At 55.5% G+C, this 12628-nt stretch carries 13 protein-coding genes and 1 tRNA gene; 12 read left to right on the top strand and 2 right to left on the bottom strand.

Annotated elements, in window-relative coordinates; all coding sequences use genetic code 11:
• The first annotated feature begins 69 nt into the window (after window positions 1–69).
• The 11 genes from ACXJJY_RS12015 to ACXJJY_RS11965 all read left to right on the top strand — a co-directional run bounded on the left by ACXJJY_RS12015 (window position 70) and on the right by ACXJJY_RS11965 (window position 10166).
• The gene (locus ACXJJY_RS12015) at window positions 70–762 is read left to right on the top strand and encodes a c(7)-type cytochrome triheme domain-containing protein (RefSeq protein ID WP_456388152.1); all 693 of its coding nucleotides are present in this window, start codon (window positions 70–72) and stop codon (window positions 760–762) included.
• An 881-nt stretch (window positions 763–1643) separates the two neighbouring features.
• Window positions 1644–1874 carry a hypothetical protein gene (locus tag ACXJJY_RS12010; RefSeq protein ID WP_456388150.1) on the top strand — a complete coding sequence of 77 codons (231 nt, stop codon included), beginning with the start codon at window positions 1644–1646 and terminating at the stop codon, window positions 1872–1874.
• A 59-nt stretch (window positions 1875–1933) separates the two neighbouring features.
• Entirely contained in the window at window positions 1934–3118 is a 1185-nt protein-coding gene (gene nrfD / locus ACXJJY_RS12005; RefSeq protein ID WP_456388148.1) for an NrfD/PsrC family molybdoenzyme membrane anchor subunit, read from the top strand.
• A 77-nt stretch (window positions 3119–3195) separates the two neighbouring features.
• Complete coding sequence (locus ACXJJY_RS12000; protein ID WP_456388146.1) at window positions 3196–3564, top strand: MerR family transcriptional regulator; 369 nt, start codon at window positions 3196–3198, stop codon at window positions 3562–3564.
• Between the two features lie 295 nt (window positions 3565–3859).
• Window positions 3860–4861: a pentapeptide repeat-containing protein gene (locus ACXJJY_RS11995; RefSeq protein WP_456388144.1), complete on the top strand. Its 1002-nt coding sequence runs from the start codon at window positions 3860–3862 to the stop codon at window positions 4859–4861.
• Window positions 4862–4976: 115 nt separating this feature from the next.
• Window positions 4977–5249: a 30S ribosomal protein S20 gene (gene rpsT / locus ACXJJY_RS11990; protein WP_456388142.1), complete on the top strand. Its 273-nt coding sequence runs from the start codon at window positions 4977–4979 to the stop codon at window positions 5247–5249.
• 117 nt (window positions 5250–5366) lie between these two features.
• On the top strand, window positions 5367–6854 hold the full coding sequence (gene trpE / locus ACXJJY_RS11985; RefSeq protein ID WP_456388140.1) for an anthranilate synthase component I: 1488 nt from the start codon (window positions 5367–5369) through the stop codon (window positions 6852–6854).
• A 144-nt stretch (window positions 6855–6998) separates the two neighbouring features.
• Window positions 6999–7622: an anthranilate synthase component II gene (locus tag ACXJJY_RS11980; RefSeq protein WP_456388138.1), complete on the top strand. Its 624-nt coding sequence runs from the start codon at window positions 6999–7001 to the stop codon at window positions 7620–7622.
• 83 nt (window positions 7623–7705) lie between these two features.
• Window positions 7706–8743 (top strand): anthranilate phosphoribosyltransferase, encoded by a 1038-nt coding sequence (gene trpD / locus ACXJJY_RS11975; protein ID WP_456388136.1) that lies wholly within the window; start codon window positions 7706–7708, stop codon window positions 8741–8743.
• Window positions 8740–9510, top strand: coding sequence for an indole-3-glycerol phosphate synthase TrpC (gene trpC, locus ACXJJY_RS11970; RefSeq protein WP_456388134.1), 771 nt, complete (start codon window positions 8740–8742; stop codon window positions 9508–9510). Before trpD ends, trpC begins: the two co-directional genes overlap by 4 nt.
• Entirely contained in the window at window positions 9507–10166 is a 660-nt protein-coding gene (locus ACXJJY_RS11965) for a phosphoribosylanthranilate isomerase (protein ID WP_456388132.1), read from the top strand. Before trpC ends, ACXJJY_RS11965 begins: the two co-directional genes overlap by 4 nt.
• A 29-nt stretch (window positions 10167–10195) precedes the next feature.
• Here ACXJJY_RS11965 and ACXJJY_RS11960 read toward each other — a convergent pair whose 3' ends face one another.
• Both ACXJJY_RS11960 and ACXJJY_RS11955 read right to left on the bottom strand, forming a co-directional pair.
• Complete coding sequence (locus ACXJJY_RS11960; RefSeq protein ID WP_456388130.1) at window positions 10196–10963, bottom strand: septal ring lytic transglycosylase RlpA family protein; 768 nt, start codon at window positions 10961–10963, stop codon at window positions 10196–10198.
• Window positions 10960–12435 (bottom strand): hypothetical protein, encoded by a 1476-nt coding sequence (locus tag ACXJJY_RS11955; protein ID WP_456388128.1) that lies wholly within the window; start codon window positions 12433–12435, stop codon window positions 10960–10962. Before ACXJJY_RS11955 ends, ACXJJY_RS11960 begins: the two co-directional genes overlap by 4 nt.
• An 88-nt stretch (window positions 12436–12523) precedes the next feature.
• On the opposite strand from ACXJJY_RS11955, the gene ACXJJY_RS11950 reads away from it, so the two are divergent.
• Window positions 12524–12600 (top strand) — tRNA-Thr (locus ACXJJY_RS11950).
• The last annotated feature ends 28 nt before the right edge of the window (window positions 12601–12628 follow it).

Raw genomic sequence — 12628 nt, 5'->3', positions numbered from 1 at the left:
AATTTTGAAGTCCGGTTCTCTGTCAAGGGCAGAAGCGGAACTTTATGAAAGATCTGGGAGAGGATAACAATGAAGTTGCAAAAAAAGATTCTATATACCTTTGCGGTGGCTGCCTGTACCGGCCTGATCTATGCTGCAGGCAGTCAGGCTTCCTCCGAAGCCGAGAGTCAGACTGCGGACAGCTACGGCTCCACAGTCATCGTGTCGAAAAAGCCAGTGGAGATGATGTTCAGTCACAAGTACCATGCGATTGGTCTGGGACTGTCCTGTGATACCTGTCATCCTGACATTTTCGAGAAAAAGAAGGGTTGGGCCGAAAGCCAGGAAGATTATAACATGGATGGTCTTGACGAAGGAAAGTACTGCGGAACCTGCCATAATGGTGACGATGCGTTTGCCACCAACGATGAAGAGTCCTGCGTCCAGTGTCATGGGGAAATGAATCCACCCAAGACCATTATCTTCGACAAGCCTGTCAAGGCCGTGGTATTTGACCATCAGATGCATGTCGACATGGATCTTGGCTGTTCATCCTGCCATAACAAGGTGTTCAAAATGCAACTCGGTGCAGCCGAGGAGCATCCTGAAAAGTTCGTTATGCAGGCCCTCTATGATGGAAAGTACTGTGGAGCCTGCCATAACGGCGATGACGCCTTTGCCTCGGATACCAAGTGCACCACCTGCCATATCGGTGTCATCGGCTTTGAACGGCTGATGAGCGGTGGCAAGGGAGAAAAAAAGGAACATGGTGGCGGGCACTGAGCCTCCTGTTCCCCGGCCGCTTTGAAAGGCCGGTGTACCTTTTTTAAAGTTTAACAAGCAGTATTTGTCATTCACTTCATTTTTCAGGGCAGGACCGTTCCGGTTCTGCCCTGATTTGTATTGTATCTTTCCTCCCACCCCTCCTGTACCTTTTTTTTCCCTCCCGGCCTCCAATTTATCGCCTCTTTCTTTTGGCGCCGCCAGCGCACAGAAATCATCTCCCGACTCCAGGGGTCATGATGCGTCCTTGCTGATTCCAGGCTGAAAATTTAAAGAGGAAAAGAGTTTTTCCTCTTAATTGTCACGGGTTAGGTTGGCGGGGCCTCTATGGTTCACCATGTTTCAGATTGCCGTCTGCAATTCTTTTTCACTATTCGGTGATTTGTTCCGGATAAATTTTTTCCCGATGGGTGCATTTTGCGCCATGTGTTCGCCTCGTTTGTGTTAACTATTTGAAATAACGTTATAGTTGCTCTTGGTTGAAGGGGGTGCGCCAGTTTCAAGGAGCTGCTTTGTTCAGAGGCTTTGACCTGGAATGCGGACGGGCAGAATTATTTTTTAAAAATCATTGTTATTACAGTGAGTTGTGTGGATTGCGGCCTGGCTGAAGTCTGGGGCGGGTCTGGGCGCATTTTTCGCCATGCTTCCAGGTGTGATAGGGCGCAAAATGCGCCATAAGAGAAAGTTACCTGAATGTTTTTGTTTCCTCTGAACCCGGCAAGTTTCTTTTTGTATGTTGTTTTACTCCTTTCATATTCGATAGTTAGGATTGGTGTGCCCTGTCTGTCAATCACTTTGTATCAGGGTGGCACATCGCTTGCGAAAGAAGGTGCAAACGAGAAAAAGCACCACCTGGCTGAAAGACGAGAAAGGAGATCATTATGAGAATGTTCAGCAACTTCCTGACAGAGCACAAAACGCGCCGGGCAAACCTGTTCATCGGTAAGCGGATGTCCAGGGTGGTGTCCAGTATGAGCGAGATATTCTGGTTCAGTCTTTCTTTTTTCCTGTTCCTTGTCCTTGGTCCGTTTTCAGCCATAGCCGTTATCGCTGGACTCTGGAACCTGGCCGGGGAACATCGGGACAAAATGATTGAGCCGGCGAGTGTATAGAGGGATTTTTTAAGTTCGAAGAAATACTTCGGGGTAACAAACAATTGAAGGAGGAAAAAATGGCAAACAACTTTTCAATCACTGCTACTATGGAGCCGGAGGTAGCGCGGCCTGGTATCACCATGCTTGCCGCCCTGTTTGGACTGTTGCTGTTCACCGGCATAGGTGTTGGCGTGTACGGGTTTTTCGTCGGTCACGAGCATGTATACAACAACACCCGTGAAGTACCCTGGGGGCTGCTGATTTCCACGTATGCCTTCTTTGCTATTACCTCAACGGGCCTGTGTCTGCTGGCAGCGATCAGCCACATCTTCGGCGGCAACCGGATCGCGCCTCTGGCCAACAGGATGGTCTGGCTATCGCTGGTGACGATCATCAGCGGTTTCACTGTCATCGGCATGGAGATCGAGAATCCCTGGCGGATGGCGATCTGGAACGTTATATCCCCAAACGTGACATCTAATATCTGGTGGATGGGAACCCTGTACGGGATGGCGGTTGGTTTTGTCCTGATCGAGTTCTGGCTGATTCTGACCAGGAATTTCAAGATTGCCATTGCCGTCGGTATCCTGGGTGCCTTTGCAGAGATGGCTGCAAATAGCTGTCTGGGCGGTGTTTTTGCCACTTTGCCCAATCATCCGTTCTGGTATGGTGCTCAGTTGCCTGTTTACTTTCTGAGCTGCGCTTTCCTCTCCGGTGCAGCAGCAACGGTCATCTTCACCCATTACGCCCATGTCATCCGCGGTAAAAGGATCGGCGAGACAGCCTTTTTCGGGATCCAGGCCGCGGCCAAGGTTCTGTTGCTCATGCTTGTCCTGGTCGGCGTTGCCACCTTCTGGAAAATGGTTTCCTTCTATGTCGGTGGTCAGGAGCTCGGTCGTTCATCGGCAACTGCCCTGATGTCTGGCCCGCTTGCCACCAACTTCTGGCTCTTTGAGATTACCATTGGCCTGGTTGCTCCGGCCCTGTTGCTGGCCTTGACCCGCCTTCGGAGCGTGACCGCCATGTCTACGGCCGCGTTGATGGCCCTTGTCGGCATGTTTGTATCCCGTATGGACATGGTTATCGCTGGACAGATCGTGCCCCAGCTCGCCGGTATCGATGCCAATCTGCCCCAGTACCTGAACTATACGCCTTCTGGGTACGAGTGGCTGGTGGCTTTCGCCGGAATCGGACTCACCGGCCTGGCCTTCCTGATGGGAGAGCGCTACTTCGGCAAGGTTTTTGCGGCGACCGGGCATTAAGGAAACGGGAATCTATGTAAACAGGCGGGGAAGGGGCAGGACTCCTTCCCTGTAACTCCTGCCAGAAGAGGATTGAGATGGTTGACGAAAAAAAAGCAATTTTCACCATAGGCGTGGCTGCTCAGATGCTTGATGTCCATCCCAGGACGCTTCGGATTTACGAGCAGGAAGGATTGGTGAAACCCATGCGCAAGGGAAAATGGCGTTATTATACCCTCAACGACATCAAATGGATCGAATGTCTGAGGGAGATGATTCATGAGCATGGAATCTCGATCGCGGCCATCAAGAAACTGCTCAAGTATACTCCCTGCTGGAACATAGCCGAGTGTTCTTTTGAAAAACGTAAACAGTGCACGGCGTTCATGGCCAATGGACTGGTGCCGCGCAAGATCGAGCGAGCCAAGCCGCGTAAGGTGGAGCGGCTCGACCGTAATGTCGCCTGACCGGACAATCCTCTTTCAGCTCCTTTCCTTCCTGCCAGGACAGCGTTCCAGGGCCACGGCCTCGGAACGCTGTCTTTTTTTGTTCGATTTCAGTAGCCGATTGAATGATTCGCCAGACTGCAGTATATGGTATCAGGAGGTGCCTGCCGAATTACCAGGGAATCATCCGGGCCGGTCGCGGTTGCCGGCCTGGCTGTAATGGTGCTGTCTTCATAGACTTAAGTATCTGGAATGCGCAGGATGTTTTTTTGTAACCAAATGCTTCTCTTTCGGCCTGGAGATAAAAATATATCCCATGAAAGTACCATCTCGTCCGTTTTTGTTCTGTATGTTCTTCTCTCTCCTGTCAGCCGGCAGTGGTCTTGCTGCTGACCACTCTCCTGCGCCGGGTGTGGAGTACAATGTCAAACAGCTCATGGAAACAGGTAGCTGTCCCGGCTGTGATCTGAAGGGAGCCAGGCTCAACCGGTTGGATCTGTCTGGAGCCAACCTTGAAGGGGCTGATCTTCAGGATGCGCAGCTCTATCTCGCCAATCTCGCGGGGGCCAACCTGAGGGGAGCCAATCTTCGTGGTGCCGGCCTTGGCGGAGCCGATCTTACCGATGCGGACCTGACCGGGGCCGACCTGACCGGGGCGGTTCTTGAAGGCGCATATCTCAAGGGCGTCCGGCAAGACGAGACGGCTGTCGAGCATCGTGTAACCGATTTGCCGAAGGGTGCTAAGACTGGTGGGGGTTCTGATGGTGGAGTCGTTGACAGAAGCCAGCCTGACAGGGAGGCATCCTCCCGGAAACCTGCCAGGCAAGCGCCAGGCCACAGGGGCGGCCAGGTGATCGAGGCTGCCAGGACGTCGGCGGCTGGCGGGTCGCCACAGGCGCAAAAAAACGGCAGGGATCCGGATTCAGGGAAAATGGTGTACACTGTCGAAACCCCGGACGAGGCGGCTCTTAAACGCCAGGAGACGGTGCGCAGACTGCTTGATACCAATCGTTGCCTGGAATGTGACCTGTCCGGGGCTGACCTTGGGGGTAAGGACCTGGAAGGAGCGGACCTGGAAAGAGCAAATCTGGCCGGGGCCAACCTTTCCGGTGCCGACCTGAGCGAGGCCATCCTCCGCGGTGCCGATTTGAGCGGGGCTGATCTTAGAAACGCTGACCTTCGCGGTGCTGACCTGTATATGGCTGACCTTCGCGGTGCCGACCTGACCGGGGCCAGGCTCAAAAAGGCGCTGGTGGATTCGGCCGAATTTTCCGGCGCCATCGGCGTTCACCTGGAAGGTGCGGCCGAGGCGAATTGAAGGTGATGTTTCGGGTCTGGTGTTGAAATATGCTTGACAAAAAAACGTATATTAGATATACGATATAATTCCTCGCAAAAAATAGATATTAGTTTGATATACGAAGGAGCTTTCCATGGCTAATCACAAGTCTGCAGAAAAAAGAAACAGACAGTCTCAGGTCCGCCGGATGCGGAACCGCATGAACAAATCCAAGATGAAGACCGTGGTCCGCAGGGTTGAAGAGGCTCTGGTGGCCGGTTCCGAAGAACAGGCCCGTGAGGCTCTGCAGAAGGCTATTCCCGTGATTCAGAAAACCGCAGTAAAGGGCTCTATCCATAAGAAGACGGCTTCCCGCAAAATTTCCCGCCTGACCCGGCGGGTCAACCGGATGCAGCCGCTTGCCTGAACCAGGCTGCTTTATCGCCTTGATTGATCATTAGGGAAAAAGCCATGGAAGACGCATCTTCCATGGCTTTTTCTGTTTCCAGGCTTCTCTTGAGCCGTTATGTACCTGAGAATGTCCATGTATTTCCCTGACCAGGAAACTTTTGCAGGGATGATCGGTTCGTCCGGTCTCATTCCTATCTATCGCACCATCATTACCGACCTGGACACGCCACTGACCGTTTTTGCCAAGGTGGCTGGCCAGCGGCGCCATGCCTTTCTTTTCGAGTCCATGGAAGGCGGTGAAAAGTGGGGGCGGTATTCTTTTATCGGTCTGGACCCGTTGGTTGTTTTCGAAAGCACAGAGGATACGGTCACTCTGATCCGTCCGGACCGGGAGCAGGAGCGTGAAGTCCGCACAGGGTGCAACCCCCTGGCCGAACTGCGGAACCTGCTGGCATCCTTTCGGCCCAGCAACGCTCCGGGATTGCCGCGTTTCTACGGCGGCGCCGTGGGCTTTCTCGGATACGACATGGTCCGCTTCATCGAGGAGCTGCCCGATTCCCATCCCCGTCTCGATCTTCCCGATTCCTCGTTCATGGTCCCACGACTTGTGCTGATCCATGACAGTGTGGAACAGACCCTGACTGTGGTCTGTAACGTGGAAGCGGATAAGGCATCTTCCCCGGTAGAACTCCATGCCCGGGGCTGTGCACGCATCGACGAGATCATTTCGCTCATCCGTCAGCCTCTGCCCGAGTCAATCTGCAACTTCAGCCCGGCTTCAACCAGGCACGAGTTCACTTCCAACATGGAGCGGTCGGATTTTGAGGCCATGGTAGAGCGGGCCAGGGAGTATATTCTGGCCGGAGACATCATCCAGGTGGTGCTGTCCCAGCGTTTTCACACCACCACCAGTATGGACCCCTTTCTTCTCTATCGTTCTCTGCGGCACATCAACCCGAGCCCCTATCTCTTTTTTGTCCGTCAGGGGGACGTGGTTCTGATAGGTTCCTCTCCGGAGATTCTGGTTCGCCTGGAAGATGGCGATATCGAACTTCGTCCCATTGCCGGAACCAGGAAACGGGGCCGGACCGAGGAGGAAGACCGGGCCCTGGAAAAGGAACTGCTTGCCGATCCCAAGGAACGGGCCGAGCATCTGATGCTTGTGGATCTTGGCCGCAACGACGTAGGCCGGGTGGCCAGGTCCGGCTCGGTGAAGGTGCGGGATCTTCTGGTCATTGAGCGCTACAGCCACGTGATGCATATCGTTTCCGGTGTCCACGGCGAGCTGGCTGAGGGCAAAGATCAGTTTGACGTCCTGGAAGCCTGCTTTCCGGCCGGTACAGTGAGTGGCGCTCCCAAGATCCGGGCCATGGAAATCATTGACGAGCTGGAGGTGGAACGGCGCGGGCCCTATGCCGGTGCGGTCGGATATTTTGGTTTTTCAGGCAATATGGATTTCTGCATCACCATTCGCACCTTTGTCATGCACGGCCAGGACCTCTGGATTCAGGCCGGTGCAGGTGTCGTGGCTGACTCCGATCCCACCAGTGAATACGAAGAGACCATCAACAAGGCCAAGGGTCTGCGCCGGGCCGTGGAACTGGCAGAAAAAGGCTGGTAGGATAGTGGGGAATCATCCGGATTTCCCTCCGTCGGGTGCCGGCCTGGTCGGTCATGCCGGGTATCCACAGATCAAGTGCCCTGTCTTCGGAACCGGTTTGCGGTTCGTGGGCGGGAAAACCATTGCGCACAGCAGGTAGATCACATGTCCTGTAAGATCGTTATCATCGATAATTACGATTCATTCACCTTCAATATTGTTCAGACCCTGGCTACCAGGCCTTCCCATGGGGACAGCTCCTGGCAGCCACCCGAGATTCATGTTTTTCGCAATGACAAGATCGACCTGGCGGGCATCGAGGCCCTGGGGCCGGATCGATTGCTGATTTCCCCAGGCCCCTGTACGCCTGCCGAGGCGGGTATTTCCATCGAGGCCATCAAACATTTTGCCGGCCGGATACCAATCCTCGGTGTATGCCTTGGTCACCAGTCCATCGGTGAAGCCTTCGGTGGATGCGTGATCCGGGCCGCCAGGATCATGCACGGGAAAACCAGCCCCATCAGCCATGATGGACACGGAGTCTTCACCAGGCTGGACAACCCCTTTGACGGTATGCGCTACCATTCCCTGGTAGTGGAGGAGGAGTCTCTGCCCGCTTGTCTGGAGGCTACCGCTCACACCGATCAGGGCGAACTCATGGGGGTTCGACACCGAAAACTGCCCATCGAGGGGGTACAGTTCCATCCCGAGTCGATTATGACCGGGGTTGGTATTGTCTTGCTGCACAATTTTCTCCGTCCCGATTACGAGACTCTGTTGCGGAGCTGATTCGCAGGAAATGGCTTGTACCGTACCTGTCCGGCACCGGATGAAACAAAGACAAGGATCTGACGATAAGGATACAGAGGAAGATGATCAGAGAAGCCATAGCACAGGTTGTCACCGGAAAGGATCTCGACGAACAGCAGATGGTTGAGGTCATGAACGAGATTATGGGCGGCGAGGCCACCGAGGCCCAGATTGGCGCCTTTATAACCGCTTTGCGGATGAAGGGCGAGACCGTTGACGAAATCGTTGGTGCGGTTCGGGTCATGCGGGAAAAGGCCACTTTTGTTGATACCGGTGTTGACACCTCTACCCAGATCCTGATGGATATTGTCGGTACCGGTGGTGATGGGTCCGGCACCTTCAATGTCTCCACCACCACCGCTTTTGTGGTTGCGGGCGCTGGTGTCCCGGTGGCCAAGCACGGCAACCGCGCCATTTCTTCCAGTTGCGGCAGCGCGGACGTACTCGAGGCTCTTGGAGTGGACCTGAGTCTTCCTGCCGAGCGGGTTGGACAGTGCGTGCGCGAGGTGGGGATCGGTTTCCTGTTCGCCCCCATGCTGCACGGGGCCATGAAACACGCCATTGGTCCGCGACGGGAAATCGGTATCCGGACGATTTTCAATATCCTTGGGCCCATGACCAATCCGGCCGGGGCCAATGTGCAACTCACCGGGGTCTTTGATCGTGAACTTACCGAGGTGCTGGCCCGGGTCCTGGCCCGGCTTGGCATGAAACGGACCCTGGTGGTCTGGGGTGAGGGCAACATGGACGAAATGACGGTCACCGGTACCTCATACGTGGCAGACGCCCGTGACGGTGAGGTGACCACCTATACAGTGGAGCCCGAGCATGTGGGGCTTGGCCGTCACTCTGTGGACGATATCCGTGGCGGAGCGACCGTGGAAGAATCCGCCGACCAGGTGCGTCGGATTCTGGACGGAACCCCTGGGGCCAGGATGGACATGGTTTTGCTGAACGCCGGGGCGGCTCTCATGGCCGCCGGACGGGCGGATGACCTGGAGGCCGGGGTCCGGCTGGCAAGAGAGGTCATTTCTTCGGGCGCTGCCCGGGAAAAACTGGATCGACTTGTAGCCTTCTGTCAGGGTAAGGTGAAACGATGATTCTTGATACCATTACCGAGCGAAAGCGGGAGGAGGTGGCCAAGCTTCGCCGCATGGGTATTCGGGGGCCGGAGTGCGATGTTGATCCGCCCCGCGGCTTCATGCGGGCCCTGGTGAATTTTGAGGGGGTGGCGGTGATTGCCGAGGCCAAGAAGGCCTCGCCCTCCAAGGGGGTGATCCAGCCTGATTTTGACCCGGTCCGCATTGCCCGCAACTACCAGGCCGGCGGAGCCCAGGCCATGTCGGTGCTCACCGACCGGGATTTTTTTCAGGGTGACATCAGCTATATTCCCCTGGTCCGGGAAACCGTGGACCTGCCTGTTCTGCGCAAGGAATTCATCATCGATCCTCTGCAGATCGAGGAGGCTGTCGCCTATGGTGCCGATGCGATCCTGCTTATCGCCGCCATCCTTGATGTGGTCCAGCTGCGGGATTTTCGGCAGATGGCCGAAGAGTACAGTATGGATGTCCTGGTCGAGGTCCATGACGAGAAGGAACTGGAGTCGGCCCTGGAAGCCGGAAGCCGTCTTGTTGGTATCAACAACCGCAATCTCAACGATTTTTCCGTGGATCTGCAGACCACCTTCCGTCTCCAGCGGTTGATCCCCGACCATATTCCAGTGGTCAGCGAGTCAGGAATTTCCACCCGCAGGGACATGATGCTCCTGCGCGAGGCAGGTATCACCGCCGCCCTGATCGGCGAGAGCCTCATGCGCAGTGAGGACCAGTCTCTCCTGCGACAGTTCCTGGAGTCAAAAGTATCATGAATGCGCGAATCAGAGTGAAGATGTGCGGTATAACCCGGATCGAAGACGCCACTGCCGCGGTGGAGGCCGGAGTGGATGCGTTGGGCTTTATCTTTTTTGAGAAAAGTCCCCGGTTCATCGATCCGGAGGAGGCCCGGCTCATCATCGACGCCCTGCCACCCTTTGTCGATGTGGTTGGCGTTTTTGTGGACAAGAAGCGTAACGAGGTCGAGGAAATTATCGATTACTGCCGCCTCAACTACGCCCAGCTTCACGGCACGGAATCACCCAAGTACTGTGAGCGTCTGGCCCGTTTTGCCGCCCCGTGCCAGATTCTCAAGGTGTTGCGGGTAGGGCCCGGTGATGGTCTGAGCGTGGCCGACATCACCCTGTACAACCCGCACGTGCGCGGTTTCCTGCTCGATACCTTTCATAAATCCCGGCTGGGCGGAACCGGTAAAAGTTTTGACTGGTCCCGGATCAGTCAGCTCAAGCTGCAGCGGCCCTTTATACTTGCCGGTGGCCTGACACTTGATAACATCACCGCCGCCATTTCCTCTGTCCAGCCCTACGGGGTGGATATCAATTCAGGAGTGGAAAATCATCCGGGACGCAAAGACCACGAACTGGTCCGCAAGATGATGCAGGCTATCCGCGCTCTGGAGGTAAACGGTTAAGAGTGAGCAGGGGCGGGTGTTCCTGGGCCCTATCTGGCAATTACAAAGGCGTCAGGATAACCGTTTTGCTCCAGTAGTTTTTCTTCTTTCCTCGCTCTGGCCAGTGAGGTCCCGCTGTAGAGCAGTACCCGGTACAATCTGGTTCCTGCAGCTGGAAACTCCTGGATAACCACTCTCCATCCCTGCCCGGCAAAAAGGCGCGCAATCTCCCGGGCCCGGTTTTTCTGTTCAAACGACCCTATCTGAATATAGAATGTACCGCTGTCGAACTTGCGGAGATTGGCCCTGGCGGGAGGCGCTGAGCGGCCGTGGACCGTGGCCGGCGACATTTCTCCCATGGCGATGACCTCCACTTTGGCAGTCCCGTTGCGCAACAGGCCGATCTCCTTTGCCGCCCGGTAACTCAGGTCAATAATACGGCCGTGGATGAAAGGGCCCCGGTCGTTGATGCGGACCACGGTCTGTTTACCGTTTTCCAGGTTTTTTACCAGAACAACGGTATTCATGGGCAGGGTTTTGTGGGCCGCCGTGTGCTCATACATGTTGTACCGTTCGCCGTTGGCCGTATTGCGACCGTGGAACTTGCGCCCATACCAGGAGGCAATACCCACTTCCCGGTAGCCTTCGGCCGAGGGGAGGGGATAATACCTTTTGCCATTGATAATATAGGGCCGCTGGGTAGGCTCCTGACGTGCCGCTGGAACCGATGATCCTGGTGGGGACAAAGAGGGTTTCCGGCCGCAGCCGGCAAGATGGAGAGCGACGATCAGGATGAGGAGGGAGAGTGCTGTCTTCACCGGGAACTTTCGGTCGCAGGATTGGGGTCAAGCAGGTGACGGAAACGATTGCGGTAAAACAACCCGGCCTTGCCCGTGGTATGCGGTGTATAGGGAAGCAGCCCGGATTCCTTGCCCTGCACGTTGTCGAACCGGACGTCGTCCTCGTCCCGGATCCAGGAGAGACGAAGATCAAGAATCGGCCGGAATACCCTGATGACGCCATCCCGGTCCCGGTCGATCACCGGCTCTTCCCAGCGGCGCTGGGTAAAACCTTTGTACCATAGCCCATATTTGGGTATGCCTGTGATTCCGTCGTGCATGGAGGGGTCAAGCTCGTCTTCGTCACTGTACAGGTTGTGTTCAAGTATTTGCTCCACTTCACTGCTGGACTGTACTGTCAACCTCTCCCATTCGTCATAGTCATCAAGGTCGCTGCGCAACAGGTGGGTTGTGAAATCGTTGAAGCTCCACTGGCCGTGGCAGACCTGACACGCTACCTGGCTCCCGAATTCGTTGTGCGCGGGATGACGCATCTGCGGAACGTCCAGTCTCGTGCCGTCTTTGAGTGTGGTGAGCACCAGGGATCCATCCTTAAAGGAGAGGTTTCCGAGGTCCGTTATGTTTTCGTCGGGCCGGTACTCATGACAGCTCCGGCAGGTCAGGGTGGTTTCCTGGTTCAGGTTCATCAGCTCCGAACCACTGTGGCAGTCGAGGCAGGTCATGCCGGCCTGCTGGTGGATGTCTGGTGCGAGATCGTGCTGTTCCACGCCATAGGGCCTGACAAAGGGTTCGGTGGTGGTATAGGGTGTGCGGTATTCCCAGTTGAAATCATGCTCGAACCGGCCGTAATAATCTCCTCCCACGTGGTTGGCGTAGTGGCAGCTCAGGCACTGCCGGTCCGCGGGGCGCGACAGCATTTCATGACTGATCATTTCCTGGCCGCTGTAGGCAACGTGACAGGCTGCGCAACCGGTCCCTCGTCGGGTGTAGGCATACCCGTCGCCGCGAGAATAGACGTGGCAGCGCAGACAGCGGCGGCGCAGCATGTCGTCGGCGAGGCCAAGTGTGTCCTCGGGTACTTCTGTGACAGGTATTTTGGTCAGATCATCCAGCGTGGTCCTGGCGCCAAAATGGGTACGTACCAGGTTGACAGTGTTTTTGAGCGTGAAGTGGGGGGAGGTATGGGCAGCCTGAATTGTTTGCTGGTGGCAGGGGCCGCAGACCATCTCCATGGAGTCGGGATGGGCCGGTTGCTTGACCAGGCCCTCGTGAGCTTTTTCTATCTCCCCCGTGTCATTCCGACCCCTGTGGCAGGTGACGCATGTCAGGCTTTCATGGGCTCCAAGCGAGATCGAAGGATGGCACCCCTGGCAGTCGGTGGGCTTTGTCTGTACAACTGGAGGCTTTTCAGGTGCCTCGACCGGTGCTGTTTTGTTGTCTTCTTCCCTGCAGCCACACAGGATGACGGCTGTGGCCAAGAGAATGATCAATTTCTCCCTCATGATCTTGACACTCTACCATAAAACTGCTACATCAATAAACCTCAAAATCAGGCCCATCCAGGGCAGAAACCAACATGCCGATATAGCTCAGTTTGGTAGAGCAACTGATTCGTAATCAGTAGGTCACCGGTTCAAGTCCGGTTATCGGCTCCAGAAAAATTAAAGGGGAGGTTGGGCCAGT

This window comes from Desulfolithobacter sp., assembly GCF_054025815.1.
Note: the sequence above shows the minus strand (reverse complement) of the source record. Positions and strands in the feature narration are given on the sequence as shown.

Coding starts and splice junctions, on each gene's coding strand:
- trpE (WP_456388140.1), top strand. CDS start 5,367: ATGTATTTCCCTGACCAGGAAACTTTTGCAGGGATGATCGGTTCGTCC.
- rpsT (WP_456388142.1), top strand. CDS start 4,977: ATGGCTAATCACAAGTCTGCAGAAAAAAGAAACAGACAGTCTCAGGTC.
- ACXJJY_RS11995 (WP_456388144.1), top strand. CDS start 3,860: ATGAAAGTACCATCTCGTCCGTTTTTGTTCTGTATGTTCTTCTCTCTC.
- ACXJJY_RS11965 (WP_456388132.1), top strand. CDS start 9,507: ATGAATGCGCGAATCAGAGTGAAGATGTGCGGTATAACCCGGATCGAA.
- ACXJJY_RS12015 (WP_456388152.1), top strand. CDS start 70: ATGAAGTTGCAAAAAAAGATTCTATATACCTTTGCGGTGGCTGCCTGT.
- ACXJJY_RS11980 (WP_456388138.1), top strand. CDS start 6,999: ATGTCCTGTAAGATCGTTATCATCGATAATTACGATTCATTCACCTTC.
- trpC (WP_456388134.1), top strand. CDS start 8,740: ATGATTCTTGATACCATTACCGAGCGAAAGCGGGAGGAGGTGGCCAAG.
- ACXJJY_RS12010 (WP_456388150.1), top strand. CDS start 1,644: ATGAGAATGTTCAGCAACTTCCTGACAGAGCACAAAACGCGCCGGGCA.
- trpD (WP_456388136.1), top strand. CDS start 7,706: ATGATCAGAGAAGCCATAGCACAGGTTGTCACCGGAAAGGATCTCGAC.
- nrfD (WP_456388148.1), top strand. CDS start 1,934: ATGGCAAACAACTTTTCAATCACTGCTACTATGGAGCCGGAGGTAGCG.
- ACXJJY_RS12000 (WP_456388146.1), top strand. CDS start 3,196: ATGGTTGACGAAAAAAAAGCAATTTTCACCATAGGCGTGGCTGCTCAG.